At 71.4% G+C, this 21629-nt stretch carries 19 protein-coding genes; 11 read left to right on the top strand and 8 right to left on the bottom strand.

Translation table 11 applies throughout. The annotated features are described in order from the left end of the window. Window positions 1-1986 (bottom strand): beta-galactosidase, encoded by a 1986-nt coding sequence (locus N865_RS06750; RefSeq protein WP_034803311.1) that lies wholly within the window; start codon window positions 1984-1986, stop codon window positions 1-3. A gap of 346 nt (window positions 1987-2332) precedes the next feature. On the opposite strand from N865_RS06750, the gene N865_RS06745 reads away from it, so the two are divergent. From N865_RS06745 to N865_RS06730, 4 genes are read left to right on the top strand one after another with little or no spacing between them, the layout of a single operon-like run. Then, window positions 2333-3688 carry an ABC transporter substrate-binding protein gene (locus N865_RS06745; RefSeq protein WP_034803308.1) on the top strand — a complete coding sequence of 452 codons (1356 nt, stop codon included), beginning with the start codon at window positions 2333-2335 and terminating at the stop codon, window positions 3686-3688. Between the two features lie 17 nt (window positions 3689-3705). Then, on the top strand, window positions 3706-4599 hold the full coding sequence (locus N865_RS06740; RefSeq protein ID WP_034803305.1) for a carbohydrate ABC transporter permease: 894 nt from the start codon (window positions 3706-3708) through the stop codon (window positions 4597-4599). Between the two features lie 3 nt (window positions 4600-4602). Beyond that, window positions 4603-5517, top strand: coding sequence for a carbohydrate ABC transporter permease (locus tag N865_RS06735; protein ID WP_051510288.1), 915 nt, complete (start codon window positions 4603-4605; stop codon window positions 5515-5517). Between the two features lie 2 nt (window positions 5518-5519). Then, window positions 5520-7736 (top strand): alpha-galactosidase, encoded by a 2217-nt coding sequence (locus N865_RS06730; RefSeq protein ID WP_084328020.1) that lies wholly within the window; start codon window positions 5520-5522, stop codon window positions 7734-7736. Here N865_RS06730 and N865_RS06725 read toward each other — a convergent pair. Beyond that, window positions 7709-9442 carry an ABC transporter permease gene (locus tag N865_RS06725; RefSeq protein ID WP_034803302.1) on the bottom strand — a complete coding sequence of 578 codons (1734 nt, stop codon included), beginning with the start codon at window positions 9440-9442 and terminating at the stop codon, window positions 7709-7711. The two genes, N865_RS06730 and N865_RS06725, sit on opposite strands and share 28 nt — an antisense overlap. Next, window positions 9439-10425: an ABC transporter ATP-binding protein gene (locus N865_RS06720; protein ID WP_084328019.1), complete on the bottom strand. Its 987-nt coding sequence runs from the start codon at window positions 10423-10425 to the stop codon at window positions 9439-9441. The genes N865_RS06725 and N865_RS06720 overlap by 4 nt, the downstream gene beginning before the upstream one ends. 154 nt (window positions 10426-10579) lie before the next feature. On the opposite strand from N865_RS06720, the gene N865_RS06715 reads away from it, so the two are divergent. Then, on the top strand, window positions 10580-11086 hold the full coding sequence (locus tag N865_RS06715) for a hypothetical protein (protein ID WP_051510287.1): 507 nt from the start codon (window positions 10580-10582) through the stop codon (window positions 11084-11086). Between the two features lie 34 nt (window positions 11087-11120). Here the strand turns inward: N865_RS06715 and N865_RS06710 are convergent, their stop codons facing one another. After that, window positions 11121-11618 (bottom strand): Fur family transcriptional regulator, encoded by a 498-nt coding sequence (locus N865_RS06710; protein ID WP_034803299.1) that lies wholly within the window; start codon window positions 11616-11618, stop codon window positions 11121-11123. A gap of 91 nt (window positions 11619-11709) precedes the next feature. Here N865_RS06710 and tdh point away from each other — a divergent pair, with 91 nt between their 5' ends. The 4 genes from tdh (at window position 11710) to N865_RS06690 (ending at window position 14476) form a co-directional block, all read left to right on the top strand. Further along, window positions 11710-12747, top strand: a complete 1038-nt coding sequence (gene tdh, locus N865_RS06705) for an L-threonine 3-dehydrogenase (RefSeq protein ID WP_034803296.1) — start codon at window positions 11710-11712, stop codon at window positions 12745-12747. A gap of 5 nt (window positions 12748-12752) precedes the next feature. Then, a complete protein-coding gene (locus tag N865_RS06700) occupies window positions 12753-13454 on the top strand; it encodes an alpha/beta fold hydrolase (protein ID WP_051510285.1) in 702 nt (233 codons plus the stop codon). A 67-nt stretch (window positions 13455-13521) separates the two neighbouring features. Then, on the top strand, window positions 13522-13968 hold the full coding sequence (locus N865_RS06695) for an SRPBCC family protein (RefSeq protein ID WP_034803375.1): 447 nt from the start codon (window positions 13522-13524) through the stop codon (window positions 13966-13968). Window positions 13969-14077: 109 nt separating this feature from the next. Next, window positions 14078-14476 (top strand): nuclear transport factor 2 family protein, encoded by a 399-nt coding sequence (locus tag N865_RS06690; RefSeq protein WP_034803293.1) that lies wholly within the window; start codon window positions 14078-14080, stop codon window positions 14474-14476. A gap of 60 nt (window positions 14477-14536) precedes the next feature. On the opposite strand, the gene N865_RS06685 is transcribed toward N865_RS06690, so the two are convergent. Beyond that, window positions 14537-14938 (bottom strand): hypothetical protein, encoded by a 402-nt coding sequence (locus tag N865_RS06685; protein ID WP_051510283.1) that lies wholly within the window; start codon window positions 14936-14938, stop codon window positions 14537-14539. Between the two features lie 166 nt (window positions 14939-15104). Between N865_RS06685 and N865_RS06680 the strand changes: the two genes are divergently transcribed. Further along, window positions 15105-16769, top strand: a complete 1665-nt coding sequence (locus N865_RS06680) for an ABC1 kinase family protein (protein WP_051510282.1) — start codon at window positions 15105-15107, stop codon at window positions 16767-16769. Window positions 16770-16794: 25 nt separating this feature from the next. On the opposite strand, the gene N865_RS06675 is transcribed toward N865_RS06680, so the two are convergent. Then, the gene (locus N865_RS06675; protein WP_034803284.1) at window positions 16795-17376 is read right to left on the bottom strand and encodes a maleylpyruvate isomerase N-terminal domain-containing protein; all 582 of its coding nucleotides are present in this window, start codon (window positions 17374-17376) and stop codon (window positions 16795-16797) included. Between the two features lie 59 nt (window positions 17377-17435). Here N865_RS06675 and N865_RS06670 point away from each other — a divergent pair, with 59 nt between their 5' ends. Beyond that, complete coding sequence (locus tag N865_RS06670; protein WP_157557593.1) at window positions 17436-17789, top strand: YrdB family protein; 354 nt, start codon at window positions 17436-17438, stop codon at window positions 17787-17789. Window positions 17790-17825: 36 nt separating this feature from the next. Here the strand turns inward: N865_RS06670 and N865_RS06665 are convergent, their stop codons facing one another. Beyond that, window positions 17826-18224 carry a DUF805 domain-containing protein gene (locus N865_RS06665; protein ID WP_034803281.1) on the bottom strand — a complete coding sequence of 133 codons (399 nt, stop codon included), beginning with the start codon at window positions 18222-18224 and terminating at the stop codon, window positions 17826-17828. 131 nt (window positions 18225-18355) lie between these two features. Continuing rightward, on the bottom strand, window positions 18356-21622 hold the full coding sequence (locus tag N865_RS06660; protein WP_034803278.1) for a CHAT domain-containing protein: 3267 nt from the start codon (window positions 21620-21622) through the stop codon (window positions 18356-18358). Window positions 21623-21629 lie beyond the last annotated feature (7 nt).

The following is a 21629-nucleotide window of genomic DNA, read 5'->3' as shown; positions in this document are numbered from 1 at the left end:
TCAGCCCTCCCTGAGGACGGCGACGCCGCCCGGGGCGAGCTCGACGCCGTCGAGGCGCCCGTCGGTGACGAGGTCGTGGCCGCTCGCGGGGACCGCCTGCGGGGCGTCGGTGTGGTTGAGCAGGAAGAGCCAGGACCCCTCGCCCGACCGTCGGCGGGTCGCCTCCACGCCGGTCGGCAGGCCGGCGACCGTCGGCGTGACCCCTCCGGCGGCGAGGACGTCGTCGAGCAGGCGCCCGAGCCGGTCGTCGTCGGGGAGCGTGCTGAGGTACCAGGCCCCGCCCTGGCCGACGTCGCGACGCGTGAGGGCGGCCTTCCCGGAGAGGGGCCCGGCGGCATACGACTCGAGGACGACGGCGTCGGTCACCTCGACGTGCTCGCTCCACCACGTCCCCGTCCCGCCCGTCAGGGCGACCTCGCCGCCCGGGCCGAGCGGGAAGAACTCCTCGACGCGGACGCCGAGCAGGTCGCGGAACGCGCCCGGGTAGCCGCCCAGACGGACGTGGTCGTCGGCGTCGCTGATGCCGGAGAAGTACGTGACGAGGACCTGGGCGCCCGCCCGGGCGGCGTCGGCGACGGCAGCCGCGTGCTCATCGGTGATGAGGTAGAGCTGCGGCACGACCACGACGTCGTATGCCGTGAGGTCGGCGCTCGGGTGGACGACGTCGCAGGTGACCCCGCGGTCGTGGAGGAGCCGGTGGATCGTGTGCGCCGCCTCGAGCGGGTCGAGCTCGGAGCTCGGCATGCACGGTCCGGCCGCCGCCCACATCGACTGGTAGTCGTGCAGGAGCGCGACGCGGGCCTCGACCCGGCTCCCGACGAGCTCGCCGAGGCGCCCCGCGATCCGGCCGAGCTCCTCGACCTCGCGGAAGCGGGCGCTGTCGGCTCCGGCGTGCGGCACGACCGCGCTGTGGAACTTCTCCGAGCCCGCCCGGGACTGGCGCCACTGGAACCAGCCGATCGTGTCGGCGCCCCGCGCCACGTGCGCGAGCGCGTCGCGGATCGTCTGGCCGGGCGCCTTCGCGTGATTGGTCGGCTGCCAGTTGACCGCGCTCGTCGAGTGCTCCATGAGCATCCAGGGTGCGCCGCCGGCGAGGCCGCGGGTCAGGTCGCCGCTGTACGCGAGCTCGGAGCGCGGGTGCGCGAGCGCGTCGACGATGTAGTGGTCGGTGCTGACCACGTCGACGGTCGGCGTCCACTGGTGGTAGTCGAGGTGGCGGAAGCCCGAGAGCGTCATGAAGTTCGTCGTCACGAGCACGCCGGGCGAGTGCTCGTCGAGGACGGCGCGCTCGGCCCGCATGAAGTCGAGGAGCGCGTCGGAGGAGAACCGCTTGTAGTCGAGGACGTGCGTCGGGTTGTTGAAGCTCGTCGAGCGCCGCGGCGGCAGGACCTGGTCCCACGCGGTGTAGCGCTGGCTCCAGAAGGCCGTGCCCCACGCGTCGTTGAGCCGGTCGAGGGTCTCGTAGCGGCGCTGGAGCCAGGCCCGGAAGTGGCGGGCGCACTCGTCGCAGTAGCAGGGCAGGTTGTGGCAGGCGTACTCGTTGGACACGTGCCACATCGCGAGGGCCGGGTGGTCGTGGTAGCGCGTCGCCATCTGCCGGGTGAGCGCGAGGGCGTAGTCGCGGAAGACCGGCGACGTCGGGCACCACGCCTGGCGGCTGCCCGGCCACAGCGTGTGCCCGTCGCGGTCGACGGGGAGGATCTCCGGGTGGGCGGCCGAGAGCCACGGGGGCGGCGTGGCCGTCGCCGTCGCGAGGTCGACGGCGATCCCGCCCGCGTGGAGCTTGTCCATGATCGTGTCGAGCCACTCGAACTCGTACTCGCCCTTGGCCGGCTCGAGCCACGACCAGGAGAAGATCCCCAGGCTCACGAAGCTCACCCCCGCCCGGTGCATGAGCTCGATGTCCTCGTCCCAGACGGGTCGGGGCCACTGCTCGGGGTTGTAGTCGCCTCCGAGGGCGAGGGTCTTCGTCGGCCAATCGCGCATGGCGACAGCGTGACGGGTCAGGATGTTCGATGTCAACATTTTCCAACAGGCGACTCGGGGCCGCTCGGGGTGCCTCCGCTGCAGGACCACGGCGCCGGCGCCGACGGCGCCGGCGAGGAGCGGTGCCGACGAATCCATGCTCAGGGGGCCAACATTGGACAACATCGCCCGCCAGATAACGAACAGGTCACCGAAGCCTGGACTCGCGCCTCCCAAGTCTTGACAGGCCCCGGGTCGGGCGACATCCTCTGTTCATTGCTGACTGTTTGTGATGACTGATGTTCGAAATGGTGTCAGTCTGTGATCACCGTCGGCAGCACCCGGCACAGCGTCAAAGGAGACCGCCATGACCCGCCCGCAGAGCGAGGCCGAGTACCTCGCCAGCATCGTTCCCCCCTCCATCCGCGGCGTCGACCGTCGGACCCTGCTGCGCGGCGCCGTCGGCGTCGGCGCGCTTCTCGGCACCGGCGCACTCGCGGCCTGCAGCAGCGGCTCGACCTCGTCCGGCGGCGCCACCTCCGGCCCCATCACCGGGACCGTCACGCTCGGCTCCAACCAGTCGGACGCCGTGCCGAAGGCCGCCGTCCAGTCGGTCGTCGACGCCTTCCAGAAGGCCAACTCCGGCGTGACGGTCAAGGTCAACACGGTCGACCACAACACGTTCCAGGAGAACATCAACAACTACCTGCAGGGCTCGCCCGACGACGTCTTCACGTGGTTCTCGGGCTACCGCATGCGCTTCTTCGCCTCGAAGGACCTCGCCAGCGACATCTCCGACGTCTGGAGCAGCAGCATCACCGGCATGAGCGACGCGCTCAAGAAGGCGTCGACGGGCGACGACGGCAAGCAGTACTTCGTCCCGTCGACGTACTACCCGTGGGCGGTCTTCTACCGCAAGAGCCTCTTCAAGGACAAGGGCTACCAGGTCCCCAAGACGCTCGACGACCTCAAGACCCTCGGGGCCCAGATGCAGAAGGACGGCATCGCACCCATCGCCTTCGGCGACAAGGACGGCTGGCCGGCCATGGGCACCTTCGACCAGCTCAACCTGCGCATCAACGGCTACGACTTCCACATCAGCCTGATGGCCGGCAAGGAGTCCTGGACCGACCCCAAGGTCAAGAAGGTCTTCGACACGTGGGCCGGGATCCTCCCGATCCACCAGGCCGACCCGCTGGGCCGCACCTGGCAGGAGGCTGCGCAGGCGCTGCAGCAGAAGAAGGCCGGCATGTACGTCCTCGGCTCCTTCGTCGCCCAGCAGTTCGCCAAGGGTGCCGAGCAGGACGACCTCGACTTCTTCACCTTCCCGGAGGTCGACTCGACGATCGGCACCGACGCCATCGAGGCGCCGATCGACGGCTACATGATGAGCAAGAGCCCGAAGAACGAGGCGGCCGCCAAGAAGCTGCTCGCCTTCGTCGGCTCGCCCGACGCGCAGAACATCGCCGTCAAGGCCGACCCGAGCGTCATCGCGACCAACGACGGTGCCGACCAGGCCGCCTACACCGCGCTGCAGAAGAAGTCGGTCGAGTTCGTCAAGTCCGCCAAGTCGATCGCGCAGTTCATGGACCGCGACACCCGCCCCGACTTCGCCTCGACGGTGATGATCCCGGCGATCCAGTCCTTCCTCAAGAACCCGAAGGACATCGACGGACTCTGCAACTCGATCGAGCAGCAGAAGAAGAGCATCTTCGGATCCTGACGGGAAGTAGTGACGCCATGGCGAGCAAGAGGAAGTACCGAGGGATCGACCAGCTCTCGACCCGTGACAAGGTCATCGTCGGTCTGATGGTCGTCGTGCCGACGCTCATCGTCCTGTGGCTCGTCTGGCTGCCGGCGATCGGCTCGGTCCTGCTCTCGTTCACGAACTGGGACGGGATCGGGCCGCTCTCCGACATCAAGTTCGTGGGGGTGCAGAACTACCACGACATCGCGACGATCTACCCGCCGTTCTGGCCCGCGATCCAGCACAACCTGATCTGGCTCGGGGTGATGTTCTTCATCGCGACCCCGCTCGGCATCCTCTTCGCGGTCCTCATCGACCGCGGCGTGGCCGGGACGCGGTTCTACCAGTCGAGCATCTACCTGCCGGTCGTGCTGTCGCTCGCGCTCGTGGGCTTCATCTGGCAGCTCATCTACTCGCGCGACCAGGGCCTGCTCAACGCGATCACGGGTGGCACGACCGACTGGTACGGCGACCCCGACGTCAACCTCTGGGCCGCCCTGGTCGCCGCGAGCTGGCGGCATGCCGGCTACATCATGCTGCTCTACCTGGCCGGCCTCAAGGGCGTCGACCCGTCGCTGCGCGAGGCCGCCAAGATCGACGGCGCGAGTGAGACGAAGACGTTCTTCAGGGTCGTCTTCCCGGTCATGCGCCCGATCAACATCATCGTCCTCGTCGTGACGTTCATCGAGTCGCTCCGCGCCTTCGACCTCGTCTGGGTCATCAACAAGGGGCGCAACGGCCTCGAGCTCATCTCGACACTCGTCACCCAGAACGTCGTGGGCGAGGCCAGCCGGATCGGCTTCGGCTCGGCCCTCGCGACGATCATGCTCGCGATCTCCAGCGTGCTCGTCTTCGCCTACCTGCGCATCGCCATGAAGGAGGACTGACCGATGACCGACATCACGGTCGACACCCCGCGAGCCAAGGCGCGCCGCGCGCCGAGGGAGGGTGGCCCGTCCTCGGGCCGCCGGTGGGTCATGCCGGTGGTCCTCACCGTCATCTCGCTCATCTGGCTCTTCCCGATCCTGCTCGCCGTCGTCAACTCGTTCCGCGACTACGCCTACACCGCGAAGTACGGCTACGTCTCGTGGGGCGGCTTCACCATCGACAACTACAAGAACGCCTGGCAGCAGGCCGACTTCGGCATCCACTTCTGGAACTCGCTCATCATCACGGTCCCGGCCGTGCTCCTCACGCTCTTCCTCTCGTGCTGCGTCGCCTTCGTCGTCGCGCGGTTCTCCTACCGGTTCAACCTGGCGCTCCTCGGCTTCTTCCTCGCCGCCAACCTGCTGCCGCCGCAGGCCCTGCTCATCCCGGTCTACCGGATGTTCCGGGCCATCACGGTGCCGCTCTGGGTCAGCGACTCGGGCACGCTGCTCAACAGCTTCGCCGGGCTGATCCTCGTCAACGTGGCCTTCCAGACGGGCTTCTGCGCCTTCGTGCTCAGCAACTACATGAAGGCGCTGCCGCGCGAGCTCTACGAGTCGGCGGTCATCGACGGTGCGGGAGTCCTGCGTCAGTTCTTCACGATCACTCTGCCGCTCTGCCGTCCGGCTCTCGCGGCCCTGGCGGTGCTGCAGACGACGTGGATCTACAACGAGTTCTTCTGGGCGACCGTCCTGCTCCAGCAGGGTGACAAGTTCCCGGTGACGAGCTCGCTCAACAACCTGCGGGGCCAGTTCTTCACCGACAACAACCTCGTGGCCGCCGGGTCGATGATCGTCGCGATCCCGACCCTGATCATCTTCTTCGTCCTCCAACGACACTTCGTCGCGGGGCTCACCCTCGGCGCGACCAAGGGCTGAGTGTGGCTGCAACGCGATCGAACCCGTCCGACCGTCCCGACCCGACCCAGCCGGTCTTCATCGAGTCGGCGGGCACCGCGCTCGTCGTCCTGCCCGCCTCCGACGGGTCGGGGCTCCCGGAGGTGCTCCACTGGGGGGCGACGCTCGAGGGCGGGAGGGCGGCATACGCCGCGATCGTCGACGCGACGGTCGCGCCCGTGGCGCCGAGCGCCTTCGACGCCCCCTGGCCGCTCACGCTCCTCCCCGGCGAGGCCGACGGGTGGTCGGGAACGCCGGCGTATGCCGGTCACCGCGCGGGCGCGGCCGGCGCGGTCCGCTGGGGCGAGGTGACGTGCGAGGCGTCGGGGTCGACGCTCGTCACGCGAGCGACGTCGTCGAGCGGGCTCGCCCTCGAGCTGCGCCACGCCCTCGACGAGGACGGGGTGCTCCGGGTCGACGCCGCCGTGACGAACACGGCCGAGGCCGACGCGCCCCTCGACGTCGCCGCGCTGCGGGCGATGCTCCCGCTGCCCGGGCGGGCGGACGAGGTCCTCGACCTCACCGGTCGCTGGTGCCGCGAGCGGTCCCCGCAGCGCAGCCGCCTCGACCACGGCACCCACCTGCGGGCGAGCCGGCGCGGGCGCACCGGCCACGACGCGACGCTCCTGCTCGTCGCCGGGACGTCGGGGTTCGGCTTCCGCAGCGGCGAGGTGTGGGCCGTCCACACGGCGTGGAGCGGCAACCACGAGCACCTCGTCGAGGCGCTCCCCGAGGGCGCCGGCCGTCACGTGTCCGTCCTCGGTGGGGGCGAGCTCCTCGCGCCCGGAGAGGTGCGCCTTCGGACGGGCGAGACGTATGCCGCTCCGACGGTCGTCTTCGTCCACGCCAGCGACGGCCTCGACGGCCTCTCGCGCCGGCTCCACCGCAGCCTCCGCGCGCGGGCGGGCCACCCGAGCCGGCCGCGACCCGTCGTGCTCAACACCTGGGAGGCGGTCTACTTCGACACCGACCTGGGCCACCTCACGTCGCTCGCCGACACGGCGAAGCGGATCGGTGTCGAACGCTTCGTCCTCGACGACGGGTGGTTCGGCGGCCGCCGCCACGACCGGGCCGGCCTCGGCGACTGGGTGGTCTCCGAGGAGGTGTGGCCCGCTGGGCTCTCCCCCCTCGTCGACCACGTCAAGGGTCTCGGGCTCGAGTTCGGCCTGTGGTTCGAGCCGGAGATGGTCAACGTCGACAGCGACCTCGTCCGCGAGCACCCCGACTGGGTGCTCCGCCCGGCGGACGGCTACCCCCGCGACTGGCGCTTCCAGCAGCTGCTCGACCTGACGAATCCCGACGCGTTCGCCCAGCTGCTCGAACGGATCAGCGGCCTCGTCGAGCGCTACGGCATCGACTACATCAAGTGGGACCACAACCGTGACCTCCACGAGGCGGTCCACACGGTCGAGCGCGGCGGGGTCCGGGTGGTCGACGCGCCGGCCGTCCACGCGCAGACCCTCGCGTTCTACGCCCTCCTCGACGCCCTGCGCGAGCGGCACCCCGCGCTCGAGATCGAGTCGTGCTCGTCGGGCGGCGCTCGCGTCGACCTCGGCGTGCTCGAGCACACCGACCGCGTCTGGACGAGCGACTGCAACGACGCGCTCGAGCGGGCCAGCATCCAGCGATGGACCACGCTGCTCGTCCCGCCGGAGCTCGTCGGCAGCCACATCGGGCCGCCGACCGCGCACACGACGCACCGGCACGTCGACCTCGGCTTCCGGATGCTCATGGCGATCCAGGGCCATGCCGGCCTCGAGTGGGACATCACCGGCTGCACCGACGACGAGCTCGACGCGCTCACGGCGTGGACCGCGCTCGTCCGCGAGCTGCGCCCCCTGCTGCACTCGGGCGACCTCGTCCGTGCCGACCTGCCCGACGACGCGCTCCAGGTGACGGGCACGGTCGCGCGCGACGGCGGGAGGGCGGCCTACGTCGTGGCGCGGCTCGTGACCTCACGCAACGCCGTCGCGGGCGCGCTACCGCTTCCCGGCCTCGACCCGTCGAGGACGTATGCCGTCCGCGTCCGTCCCGAGGCGGGCCTCCCCGCGCTCATCCAGCACGCGGGTCCCCGCTGGTGGGAGCCGGCGCTGTCGGAGGAGGGCTTTGTTGTCCCCGGATCGGTCCTGACCGGGATCGGCCTGCCCGTTCCCGTGCTCGGCCCGGCGCAGGGCTACCTGCTCGACGTGCGCGCGGTCTGACCCGCGACCGGGCGCCTGCGCCCCGGACGGGTGGCGGCCTCCGACGTCTCCCAGCGGAAGCGGAGCGCGACGACGACCGCGCCGACTACCGTCCACGCGAGCAGGACGGCGAGGTGGTCGAGGGCGAGCCCCGAGCCGGTGAGGTCCGGCGCGACGGCCTGGGTCATCGCGCTGGCAGCGTGGCGGAGCGGGAAGAACCACGAGATCGCCTCGATGACGGGCGGGAACGACGCGCCGACCACGAAGATGTCCGAGATGAAGGCGAGCGGCAGGAGGGTGCCGAGCGTGACCCCGACCGCGGCCTGGGCCGAGCGGACGAAGGACATCACCGCGAGGCCGAGCACGGCGAAACACACCGTCGCGACGACGAGGGTGAGCACGGCCGCGGGCAGCCCGCGCGGGTACGCAGGCCGGTAGGCGATCGCGGCGAGGAGCGCGATGTCGAAGGCCGTGAGCAGCGCGACCGCCAGGGCCCCGACGACGCGTCCGACGAGCAGGGCCACAGCAGGCAGTGGGGTCGCCCCCGTCCGCTTGAGCACGCCGCGCTCGCGGTCCTCGGCGAGTCCCTGCGGCATGTTGACGTAGGCCGTCACGGCCGCCCCGTAGACCGCCATCGTCGCCGCGTAGAAGGTCCCGAGCAGCTGGCCGTTGGACAGCCGCACGTCTCCGCCGCCGTTGACGGACGGGATGATCGCGACGAGCAGGACGGGGAAGGCCACGGCGAAGAACACCGCCGACCAGTCCCTCCACAGGATCGACTGCGTGTGCCGGACCTGGCCGAGGACGAGGGAGAACGTGGAGGGCGCCGCGGTGTTCACCGGTGCGGCATCCGCGGCCCGGCCGTGGACGTGGGCCCGGCCGCTCCCGGTCGCCGCCGCGCCCGCGCGGTCACGGTCGCGGCGCAGGAGCAAGGTCGCGGCGACCGCCCCGGCCAGGCCCCACAGGGCGAGGACCGCGAGGTGGTCGAGCTCGAATCCGGCTCCGGACAGGTACGGGTTGAGGGCGTCCCGGAAGACGGCGGTCAGGTGCCGGAGCGGGAACAGCCAGCCGATCGTCGAGAGCCAGTCGGGCATCCGACCGCCGATCATGAACATGTCGGAGATGAAGGCGAGCGGGATGACGATGCCGTTCGTCACGGCGAGCGTCATCTGCATGGACGGCAACGCGACAGCGAGCGCGAGCCCCAGTGCACTGAAGCACGCGGAGGCGAAGAGGAGGGTCACGACGATCGCGGCCACGGACCGGGTCGGCACCTGCAGGCCGTAGAAGAGCAGTCCGGCGGCGAGGATCAGCGCGGTGGCGGTGAGCCCGAGGACGAGGGCGGCGCCCATCCGGCCACCGATGAGCACCCAGCGAGGCACGGGTGTCCCGGACTGCCGCTTGAGGACCCCGGTCGAGCGCGCCTCGGAGAGGCCCACGGCGAGGAACGAGAAGGTCGCCATGACGACGCCGAACGAGGCCATCCCGGGTGCGAGGTACTGCACGAGCCGCACTCCGGTCCGTTCGTCGACGACGGAGTTGCCGACGAGCGCCGAGAGGATCACGAAGAACACGAGCGGCAGCCCGATGCTGAGGATCAGGGTGATCGGGATGCGTGAGAGGGTCACGAGCTCGTGCCGCGTCTGCCGCCACAGCAGCCCAGCCTCCCCCGGCCGTGCCGCGTCACGGGCGGCGCGCGGGGGCCGTCCGGCCTCGACGGTGGTCATCGCCGGGTCTCCGATCCTGACGCGGCCGCGCGGAGCGGCTTCGTGCCGCCTGTGTCCGCACCCCCGGCCTCCTCGACGGCCCGCTCCTGCTCGCCGACGAGGTCGAGGTAGACGTCCTCGAGGCTCGGCCGGGCCAGGGTCAGCGCCTCGAGCTCCAGGCCGTGGGCCACGGCCCACGCCGAAAGGGTGGCGACGTCGGCAGTCGGCGTCTCGGTGCGCACCTCGATGAGGTTCCCGGCCTCGCGCCTCTCGTGCCCGATGAGGGGCAGGTCGCCCACCGTGATCCCGGCCGGCATCCGGAAGGAGATGACGGTCGACGCGCCGGCCTCGGCCGCGAGGGCGTCCGGGGTGCCCTCTGCGAGCACCGTGCCGTGGTCGATGACGACGACCCGGTCGGCGAGGTGCTCGGCCTCGTCGAGGTAGTGCGTCGTCAGCAGGATCGTGGCGCCGAGGTCGCGCAGCCGCTCCACGAGCTCCCAGGCCCGGCGACGCGCCGACGGGTCGAAGCCGGTCGTCGGCTCGTCGAGGAAGAGCAGCTCGGGGTCCCCGATGAGGGCGAGCGCGAGGTCGAGGCGCCGGCGCTGCCCACCCGAGAGCGTCCGGACCCGGGCGTCGGCCTTCTCCTCGAGGCCGGTCAGCGTGATGACGTCGGCGACGGGCCGGGGGTGCGGGTAGTAGCCGGCGTGCAGCCGGAGCAGCTCCCGCGGGCTGAAGTTGTCCTCGAAGCCGGCATCCTGCAGGACGACCCCGATGCGCTCACGGAGGGCGCGGCTCCCCACTCCTGGGTCGTACCCGAGCACCGAGACGGTCCCCGCATCGCGGGCGCGGTAGCCCTCGAGGACCTCGACCGTGGTCGTCTTGCCGGCGCCGTTCGGGCCGAGCAGGGCCACGACCTCACCCGCCTCGACCATGAGGTCGAGTCCGTCGACGGCCGCGACCTCCCCGTAGACCTTCCGCAGACCCCTGACCTCGATCGCAGCCATGCTCCTCGCCCCTTCGGTGCCCTCGGATGCGTGGCGCTGCCTCGGCGCGACAGCGCCTCCCCTCCAGTCAATCCCTCCCGTGCAGAGCCGGCCGACGTTTGTGAGGGATCACTCGGCGGGGCACGGCACGCGGACCCGGCATAGGATCGCTGCCATGACCGAGTCCCGGGCCGGGCTGTCCCCGGATCGCCACGAGCTCGGGCTTCGCCGCGATGCGCTGACGATGGCCCTCTACGTCGCCCTCTGCCTGCTCGGCGCGCTGTCGCTGCTCGACGGGAGCCTCGGCGGTGACCGTCTCCAGATCGTGGCCACGATCTGGGGGATCACGATCGGGCTCGTCCTTGCCCACCTCTTCGCCTTCGTCGCGTCGGCTCACGTCGTGGGTTCCGGGCGCCTCCACCCGCACGACCGCGAGGCCGCCCTCGCCCACCTCGCGGGAGGGACCGCCGTGGCCGTCCTCGCGACGGTGGCGGTCCTCCTCGTCCCCGATGCGGCCGAGCTGTTCATCGTCCGGCTCGTCCTCAGCGTGTTCATCGGCAGCGTCGGCTACCTCATGCGCAGGGCCGTGGGCGCGTCCCGCCCGCGCGCCTTCCTCTTCGCCCTGGTCCTGATGGCGGGCGCAGCGCTCATCGCCCAGGTCAAGGTCAACCTGTCCCACTGACGCGAGTGGCCCGTCCGCCTGCGGCTCCGGCGGGTCAGCGACGGCAGTCCGCGCAGGTCCCCAGGAGCGCGGCGTGCGTCGTCTCGAGAGCGAAGCCGAGCTCGTCGAGGAGCCGTGCGGCGACCCCGTCGAGCACGTGCGGCGGCACGTCCTGGACCCGGCCGCACGCGACGCACTGGACGTGCCCATGGCCATCCTCGCCCGGGGGCTCGTGGGCCCGCTCGTGCTGCGGCTCCCCGGCCACGGCCAGGTGGTAGACCGTCGCCGACCCGCCGAGGTGGACGTGTGACAGGACGCCGGCCTCCGTCAGCGACGTCAGCGTCCGGTACACGGTCGCCCGGTGCACGGTCGGCTCGAGCGCGCCGACCCGGGTGCCGACCTGCTCGGCCGAGAGGTGCTCGTCCGCGAGGTCGGCGGCGTCGATGACGCGCAGGACGGCATACCTCGCGGGGGTGACCCGCTCACCCGTGGACCGCAGCCGGGCGACGGCGGCGGCCACGCGCGGGGTGTCGGTCCGCGGGCTCGTCTCCATGCGCCCATTGTGCCGCGTGCCCGTGCGTGGGCCGGGGTGGCAGACTTTGCGGGCGACGGACACCCCGTCGCCCGTTCCCGAAAGGACGCCCGTGCGCGCACTCACCAAGCTGACGGCCGGACCCGGCCTCGAGCTCGTCGACCGGCCCGAGCCCGTGTGCGGGCCGACCGACGTGAAGATCCGTGTCCTGCGCGCCGGCCTCTGCGGCACCGACCTGCACCTCCACCAGTGGGACGACTGGGCCGCGTCGACGGTCAAGGCGCCGCTCGTCATCGGGCACGAGTTCTACGGCGAGGTCGTCGAGGTGGGTGAGGACGTCACGAGCGTCCAGGTGGGCGACAAGGCCTCCGGAGAGGGACACGTCGTCTGCGGCGTCTGCCGCAACTGCCGGGCCGGCCGCCGCCACCTCTGCATCCGCACCCAGGGCATCGGGGTCAACCGCGACGGCGCGTTCGCCGACTACGTCGTCATCCCGGCGACCAACGTCTGGGTCCAGCCGTCCGACCTCGACCCCGACCTCGGCGCCGTCTTCGACCCGCTCGGCAATGCGACCCACACGGCCCTGCAGTGGCCCATGGTCGGTGAGGACGTCGTCATCACGGGCGCCGGACCGATCGGCGTCATGGCCGCAGCCATCGCGCGTCACGCCGGTGCACGCTATGTCGTCGTCTCCGACGCGAGCGACTACCGCCTCGCGCTCGCCGAGCACGCCGGCGCCGATCTCACGATCAACGTCACCCGTGAGTCGCTCGCCGACGCCCAGCACCACCTCGGCATGAAGGAGGGCTTCGACATCGGGCTCGAGATGTCGGGCGCCGCCCCCGCCGTCAGCGACATGCTCGCCAACATGAACCACGGCGGCCGGATCGCCCTTCTCGGCCTCCCGCACCAGAGCTACGACCTCGACTGGGGCAAGGTCATCACCCACATGATCACGCTCAAGGGCATCTACGGCCGCGAGATGTACGACACCTGGTACGCCATGTCCCAGATGATCGCGACGTCCGAGCGCTTCCGCTCGGCGGTCACGCAGGTCATCACGCACCGGTTCAAGGCCGAGCAGTGGGAGGAGGCCTTCGAGACCGCGAAGTCGGGTCAGTGCGGGAAGGTCGTCCTCGACTGGAGCTGAGTCGTATGCCGCCGGACTCGGTCCCGGGCGACGGCGCCGCCGAGCGCCCGCGTCCTCTCATCCTGCTCCACGGCCTCGGGCAGTCGCCGATCGCGTGGCAGGACTTCGTGTCGGCCTTCGGGGCCGGCCGGGCGATGAACGCCCCGTGGATGAAGGGCCTCAAGCCCGGCGACCCGATCGGTTTCGACCTCGACGCGGCAGCAGTGGGCGTGGCCAACGAGCTCGAGCTGCAGGGGATCCGGCAGGCCGACTTCGTCGGGGTCTCGGTCGGCGCCAGCGTCGCCCTGCGGCTCGCCGTCGAGCGGCCCGAGCTCGTCGGCCGGCTCGTGCTCGGCGGGGCGCTCGTCCGGCCGTCGAAGGGGGCGCTCCGCCTGCAGAAGATGGCCCTGCGCATCGTGCCCGAGAGCAGGCTCGTCGCTGCCGGCGTGTCCCGCCCCCGGATGCTCGCGGTCCTCGACGCCCTCAAGGGTTTCGACGGGAGTGAGTCGCTGCGCCAGGTGAAGGCGCCGACCCTCGTCGTCGCCGGGTCGAAGGACAAGGCTGGAGTCATCGCCGCCCAGCAGCTCGTGGCCGACATCGCGGACGCACGGCTCGAGGTCATCGACGGGGCGGGGTCGCTGCTCAACACGGAGTCGGCTCGCGAGCTCGCCGACCTCACTCACCACTTCCTGGGCTCACCTGGCCGGAGTTCGCGGCCTCTCGAGTGAGGACCATCGCCTCTTGGCGCCCCTCCCGTCCCGGCTCCACGGTGGAGGAGGAGGGAGGTGAATGCAGATGGCAACGTTGACACGCAACATCAGGATCAACGCCCCGGTCGACACCGTGTTCGAGCTGGCGCTCGACATCCGGGAGCTCTGGAAGTTCAAGGATGTCGCCCTGACGGAGGTCGACATCAAGCCCGAGGGTGTCGGCACGTCGGCCCGCATGTTCACGCACATCCTGGGCTTCCACATCGAGGGAGGCGTGGAGTACACCGAGGTCGTCCCGGGTCAGCGCATCGTCGCGCAGGTCCACTTCTTCGCGGAGAAGCCGACCTGGACGTTCACGTTCGAACCGGCCGACGGTCGCACCACGGTGACGGCCGTGGGCGAGTGGATCGTGAAGGTCCCTGTCGTCGGACGGCCCATCGAAGGGATGATGGTGAAGGAGCACGAGTCGTTCGTCGAGCTGATGCTCTCCAACCTGAAGGCCCAGGCCGAGGCCAGGACGGCCGCCGCCTGAGGACAGCGAGGCCGCCGGGTCGAGGACGGCCCGGTGGCCCCTCACGCGGCTCGCTGCCCGCCGTGGGCGGGGGCTGTGCAGGTCGGTGGCCTCGGAGGATGCTGGGGAGATGACCGATCGCGAGGACTTCCTGGCATGGGTGACGTCCGCGCTGTACGAGGCGGAGGTTGCCCTGCACAACGGCAATTCAGCCCCGCGCCGGGCGCTCTGGTCCCGCAAAGAACCCGTCAGCATCCTGGGCGCGTGGCGCAACGCCTACGGGCAGCGCGAGGTGGACGAGGCCTTCGCCTTCCTCGAGAGGAGCTTCTCCGACTGCCTCTCGTACGCCTTCGAGCTGCAGGCCCATGACGTGGTGGGCGACATGGCCTACACAGCCGGTCTCGAGCACACGTCGGCCTCGGTGGACGGCCAGCCCCGCACGTACACGCTGCGGGCCACCCAGGTGTATCGCCGCGAGGACGGTGCCTGGAAGGTCGCCCATCGGCACGCCGATACCGTGACCGGGTAGCGAGCCCGTGTGGCCCGCTCCCGTGGCGAACCTGTTGTCGGCGAGGCGGAGGCTGTGGGATCAGGCTTCGGGCTGCTCGTCGAAGAAGAGCCGCCGGACCCCGGCCCGGGAGGCCAGCAGGGCGACGACGAGGAGGGTCACGGACCAGAACCCGCCGAGGCTGACGGCGTCGCCGAACACGAGGTCGACGAGCTCGAGCACGACGAGCTTGCTGCCCGCAGCGACGGCCCACAACGCGAGCGCCGTCAGGACCTTGCCGCCTCGCGTGCGCGCGGCCCGGTGGCGGGCCAGGACCCTGCCCTTCGCGACGAGGACCACCTCGAGGGCGACCTTGAGCAGGACCGCGGTCAGCAGGGAGAGCGTGAAGCCTTCGCTGATCACCGCGGGGAGGTACTCGATCGCGAGGTTGAGGACCACGACGTACACGAACAGGTCGACCACGTCGGCCGGGTGCGTGCGCACCCACCCTCGCACGGGCCCGGGCCGGCGGCGGGGTGCGGTCGCGCGGTCCGGGCGGTCCGGCTCTGGGGGAGGTGCCACGCCACGATGATGGTGCACGGGACGTCCTCCCCGAGGCGGATCAGTGCTCCCAGGTTCGCGCCGTGCGTTCGTGGTTATGGTCGGGTCCATGGAAGAGGCACATCGCAGCAGGTACGTCGACCTCGTCCGGCTCCTCGTCCGGCACGGACGCTCCGACCTGCTGGCCGGTGCAGGGACCGACGAGTTCCTCACCGAGGACGCCGAGCCCGTCGTCGACGAGGAGGGGCCTCAGCGGCTGGCCGAGGACCTCGAGCGGATGGGCCCGACCTACGTCAAGCTCGGCCAGCTGCTCTCGACGAGGGTCGACCTGCTCCCGGCTCCGTACACCGAGGCACTGTCCCGGCTGCAGGACGACGTCGAGCCGTTCCCCGTCGAGCAGGTCCGGGAGATCATCGAGACCGAGCTCGGCGCACCGCTCAGGAGCCTCTTCTCGGAGTTCGACGACACGCCCCTCGCGGCGGCGTCGCTGGCCCAGGTCCACCGGGCCGTCACCCGCAACGGCCACGACGTCGTCGTCAAGGTCCAGCGGCCCGGCGTGCGCGAGCGCGTCCGCGACGACATGGAGGTCCTCGCCGACCTCGCCGCGAAGGCGGACCGGCACACCGAGGTCGGCCGGCGCTACGGGATGGGCACGCTGCTCGCGCACTTCCGGCGCGCGTTGGCCGACGAGCTCGACTACCGCCGGGAGGCGGCCAACCTCGTGCGCTTCGGCGAGCTGACCAAGCACTACGAGCACCTCGTCGTCCCCCAACCCGTCGGGGACCTCTCGACCTCGAAGGTCCTCACGATGGATCGCGTCATCGGCAGGTCGGTCACCGACGTCGGTCCGCTCGGGCTCCTCGACGTCGACCGGCGCCCGCTCGTCGAGGAGCTGTTCAGCGCCTACCTCCGGATGATCCTCGTCGACGGGGCGCTCCACGCGGACCCACATCCCGGCAACGTGCTGCTCACCGACGACGGACGGCTCGCACTCATCGACTTCGGGATGGTCGCGACCGTGCCGAGACGAGTGCAGGACAAGATCGTCAAGCTCCTCCTCGCACTCAGCGACGGCGACGGCGAGGAGGCAGCCCTCGTCCTGGCGGAGATGGGCCACCCCCTCGCCGGGTACGACGCCGCTCGTTTCCGCGACGACGTGTCGCATCTCGTGTCGAGCGCGGTCGCCCTCGGCGGCGAGGTCGAGGTCGGCTCGGTCCTCGTCGAGCTGTCGCGCCTCTCCGGCGACCGCGGGCTCCGGCCTCCGGCCGAGATGTCGATGGTGGGCAAAACGCTGCTCAACCTCGACCAGGTGACCAGGCACCTCGACCCCGGCTTCGACCCGACCCAGGCGATCCGCGACGACATCGAGGAGATCCTGCGGAGCGGGTTGTCGGTCTCCCTGTCGGGCGCGCTCTCCTCGGCCATCGAGGCGAAGGACTTCGCCGCCCAGCTGCCGAGACGGGCCAACCGCATCATGGACGCCCTGTCGGAGGGCGAGCTGGCGATACGTGTCAAGACGATGGACGAGGTGCGCTTCCTCGGGGCCCTGCAACGGCTGGCCAACCGCCTGACGATGGGCGTCATCATCGCGTCGATCGTCGTCGGCGCGGCCCTGATGATGCAGGTCCAGACCAGGAGCACGATCCTCGGCTACCCGGCGATCGCGATGGTGTTCTTCCTGCTCGCGGCCCTCGCCGGTGGGGCGCTCGTGGCCTCGATCGTCATCGGCGACCGGCGCGCGCAGCAGGCCGCCCGTCGCGATCGCCAACCGTGACCGCCCCGAGGCCGGGCGGCGGTGCCTAGGAGGGTGCGACCGAGGAGTCCCAGCGCCACTGCTGCAGCCGGGGACGGTCGGGAAGGGCGATGCGACCCGTGCACCAGAGCAGGGCCGCCGAGGGGTCGCCGGCCGGTGCGTCGGGGAAGAGTCGGGCCAGCACCGGGGCGCACAGCGCGGCCGGCGGCGCCCAGTCGAGGGCCAGGCCACGCGTGATGTCGTAGGTGTGCACGAGGACCTCGACGATCCCCATGGCGGCGAACCCGTCGGGGTCTGAGACACCGTAGGGGTGCCAGGCCCGCACATCGGGGGAGCCAGCGGCGACGGCGAGCCGGAGGAGCTCGCCGCACATGACGACGGACTGGAGCAGCGCCTCGGGCGAAGCGCCCGGCTCGATGACCGCCTCGATGGGAAGGTAACCCGCGGCGGGATGGGCCACCACCTGCGAGGCATAGGAGAACAGGTCGTCGGCGATGTGTGCGGCGGTCGCCCGACAGGACCAGTCCAGCTCTCCTGCAGCCACATCCCAGTCGCGGTCGAGCGCGGGCTCTACCGCGCGGCGGGTCTCTGCGGTGGCGGCGGTGACCAGACTCCCCATCTGACTCATACGCGCGAGCCTCTCACGCGGTGCCGACAGGGCGGGACGCAAGATGGGATCGTGATCCCATGACCGAGCCGCAGCAGATGGACATCACCCCCAACGACGTCGTGGCGTTCCTCGTCGAGATCGCCGCGGTCGTCGTCCTCGCGGCGTGGGGCTGGTCTCTCGGCACCAGCGCCGGGACGAGAGTCCTTCTCGCCGTGGTGATCCCGGCGGTTGCCATCGCCCTGTGGGCGTGCTTCGCTGCACCGCGGGCCGTGTTCCGTGTGCCGGCGGCAGCGGTCGCCGTCAAGGTCCTCGTCCTCGGTGGAGCGGCGCTCGCTTCGTTCGCGGTCCTGCCCGTCGGGTGGGCGGTGGTCTTCGCGGTGGTCGTCGTGGTCAACACGCTGCTGACGTGGTTCGGGCCCTTCGCCCGCTGACGAGCGGGGCGGCCGGAGGGCCGCCCCGCCACGAGGTCAGACGGCCGGAGCCGCGTCGATCCCACCGACCGCATCGTCCGAGACCAGCTTGGGCGACGGACCGTACTGGTTCATGCCTGCCTGGCTGTCCTGGACGCAGAAGACGATCAGGACGATGGCACCGACGAGCGGGATCAGGCCCAGGAGCAGGAACCAGCCGCTGCGGTTCGTGTCGTGCAGGCGGCGGACGCCGACCGCGAGGCCCGGGAGCAACAGGGCCAGGGCGACCACTCCGTAGAGCGCCGAGTTCAGGCCGATGGCCCGGTCGATGAAGTTGGCGACCATGAGGACGAGGAAGTTGAAGAGGGCGAAGAACCAGTACTCGCTCCGGCGGGCGCGGCCCGAGAAGGTGACGTACTGGGTGAGGGCGCTGCGAACAGCGTCTTGGAAGGACATGAGGTCCCTTTCAGTGCGGTGGAGTGACGGAGCGCACAGTAGCGACGAACGGGCACGCAAGGGGCCGAACGCCGCACCTGAGTCCGCGTCGTGACCGGAGACGGTCGCGTGGGCGTGGGTTCCCCTGCGGCTCAGGGATCGACGGCCTGCCCCGCCTTCGCTCCCTCGTCGATCCGGGTGAGCCCTTCGGCGAGGGCCTCGAGGAAGGAGGCGCGCTCCGGCACCGCCGTGCCGGCCATGACGGCGAGGAACGCGACCTGGTCGCGGACCTGCTGGAGCTGCTCCTCGCTGCCGAGCTCGCTCGCCCGGCGGTAGAGGTCGAGCACCTTCGGCAGCGTGGACGGCTCCGGGTGCGCGCTGAAGAGCGCATCGAGCGCCAGGAGGTCGCCGTAGACCGCGACGCTCCAGAAGCTCGGGGCGAGGTAGGCCTCCTCGCGGGCGCCACGGAGGGACTCGGCCAGCAGGGCCCGGGCCTCCGCCTTCGACAGGAGTGCCAGGCCGTCGAGGTGGTTCGTGCCCTGGTGCCACCGGAGACAGAGCTCCGCGCCGAGCCGGTTGCCGAGGGCGCCGTGGCGGCGGCGGTTGGTCGGGCCGGCGGCCTGTCGCGCGGCCTCGTACCAGCGCGCGGTGGAGACCAGGGCCGCCTTGGTCCGGGCCCAGCTCCGCGCGGACCCCTTCGCGCCGATCCTCGTCGGGCACGTGACGAGTGCGAGGCGCTTGTACGCGCTCGCCACCAGCCACAGCCGGTCGCTGCTGACGGTCTCGGGGAGGGCGTCCGGCTCGGGCAGCACCGTCGGCAGGTCGGAGTGCTGGTGGAGCACGAGCAGAGCCGGGTCGAGCAGGAGACCGCGGAGCAGCTCGATCGAGGCCTCGATCGTCGCGACCGCCTCCTCGACCTGTGGCCCGGCGCCCGCGGCGCTCGCGACAGCGGTCGCGGTGCGCACCCGCTGGTCGATCCACACCTCGAAGTCCCGGACCGTGAGGGCGCCCCCACCCCGCCGAAGGCTCTGCTCGAAGATCTCGCGCGCCGTGTCGAAGCTGCCGAACTTCGTGTAGGTCCGCGCGAGGAGCGCCTGCATCGTGTCGTCGTCGCGGTCGCACGGGTCGATCGTGTCGAGGATGCGTTGGAGCCGTTCGAGGCCGTACTTGGTGTCACGGCTCACGTCGACGGACTGGCCGAGGTTCTCGATCTCGACGCGGGCGACATCGAGGCAGGCGGGGGCCCGGGACTCCTGCTTGACCGGGCGCGCGCCGTCCCTCGCGAGCCGGAAGTCGGGGTCGCCGTAGCACTGGTACGCGCCCCACGTGTTCACGTCGGGGTGCTGCTCCCACGTTGCCGTCCGAGCCTTCGAGACGGCTTCTCCGAACGGCTCCCCGTCGAGCAGGGCTGCGTAGAGCGAGGATGCGAACGTCGAGGCGGCGCCGTCGTCGACGGCCCAACCGCACGCGACGACCCCGCGGACCCCGATCTCGATGAGCTCGGTCGCGAAGCTCGCCGCCAGTCGGTGGAAGTTGCCCGAGCGTGGAGGCGCGGACGGGTCGCTCGCGTCGGCGGCCACCGTGCCGAGATGGCAGCAGTTGACGACGACGAGCTCGGGGACCTGCCGCATCTGGCCGATCTCCCCTGCGGTCAGGTACATCCCGCCGCCGAGGACCATGCCCGTCACGAGCGTGGGCGCGACCGCGGGGGCGACAGCGGAACCCGCTGGGGCACCGTCGGTCGCCGGGGCACCTGCGGGCTCAGCGGCATACGGCATCGGGCTGCGGGGCGCGGGCAGCGGCCACTGGTAGACGCCGTGGCCGGCGAGGTGGACGACGCGGTAGGACCCGTCGAAGAGGGCCTGGATCACCTGTGTGCCGGTGGCACCGATGAGGGAGTTGGCGTCGAACCCGTTGGCCTGCAGTGCCGCCGAGACCTCGCGGCCCTCCTGCTGGGCGGCGGGCAGCGGGGTCAGCCCGCTCGCGGTGTCGCCGACGACGAGGGCCCGGCTCGTCGTCGCCGAGAGGACGTGGCTGCGCATCGAGGAGCCCTCGAGCTGGCGGATGAGACCGCGACGGACCCCGAGCGGCGCGCGGCCGGTGTCACTGGCGTGGTCGTCGAGCAGCTCCCACGGGTAGTGGGCGGAGCCACGGTCGACGACGAGGACGATGTTGTCGGTGTCGGGGGCCTGTGCCTTGAGATCGTTGGGGAAGAGCAGCTCGAAGAGGGTCCGCGAGGCCGAGTCGTCCGGCGACGGGGTGTCGACGAGCGACTCGACGAGGCGGTCGACCAGCGCGCGCTGGGTCGGGACGGTCCGCGTCGGGGCTCCGGCCCGGCGGACCGAGGCGTCGAAGACGAGCGCGCCATCGGGGTCGGAGTGCACCCGCACCTGCTGCCACCACCCGGTCGCCTCCTGGAAGAGAAGGCGACGCTGCCGGCCCGGCAGCTCGCGCAGGCGGGCGTCCCACTCGAACGACTCCTCGATCTCGCTGCTCGTCAGCGAGGCACGCACCGCCTCGAGCGCCTGCAGGGCCCGGTCCTGCCAGAGCTCGATGATCTCGACGTCGGCGATGTGGACGGGCATCCCGGTGTCGGAGAGCCGGTCGTTGGCCCGCTGGATGCCGGTGAGGAGGGCCTGGACGCTGTCGCGGACCGGCAGGCCGCCGGCGCCAGTCCCGATGAGCAGGCTCGAGAGGCGCATCTGGAGGATGTCGCTGACGGTCCGGTCGGGGCCGGGGCTGCTCGTGGGGGCGCTCGCGCCGTTCTTCGACGGGGAGGGCGTCGCGCCCGGGTCTGGCGTGGGCGTGATGCTGAGGTGGCCGAGCGCGGCGGTGAGCGCGGCGTGTGCGACGGCCCGCGCCAGCGAAGCGGCACTCAGCATGCCGACCGGCCCGAGGCCCGCGACGACCGCTCCGGGCGGGCTGGACCACTCGTTGGGGTCGGTGAAGACCTGGCACGTCTCGATCGCGCCGGGGTAGATGCCGAGGAGCGCCGCCCGGGACAACCGGCCGTCGAGGAGCTGGTCCAGCGCGGCCTCGCCGCCCGCGATGGTGCTGCCGGGGTAGTGGCCGACGAGGACGTGGTGCCGCGCGAAGCGCAGATCGCCGTGGGCGACGTGGACGGTCGTCCTCGGCCGCCCGGGATCCTCGTCGTCGTCGGCTTCCTCGGGCGCGCCCGCCGCCGTGCTCGCTGCCGTCGCCGTGGGCGTCGGGGTGGGCGTCGGAGACGCCGTCGCGGCGGGTGCCGCGGAAGGCGTTGTGCTGGTGGTCGATCCGGCGGCGGTCGCGCCGGCATCCGTCACTGCCGCCCCGCTGGCTGCCCCGTTCGCGGCCGCGTTGGCACTCCCGTTGGCGGCCGCGCCGGCGGCGGGTGGTCGGTCCCCCGGGTTCGCCGCAGGCCTCACGTCGACGGTGGCCATCGCAGCC

The organism is Intrasporangium oryzae NRRL B-24470 (genome assembly GCF_000576595.1).
GTDB classification, from domain to species: Bacteria; Actinomycetota; Actinomycetes; order Actinomycetales; family Dermatophilaceae; genus Intrasporangium_C; species Intrasporangium_C oryzae.
Note: the sequence above shows the minus strand (reverse complement) of the source record. Positions and strands in the feature narration are given on the sequence as shown.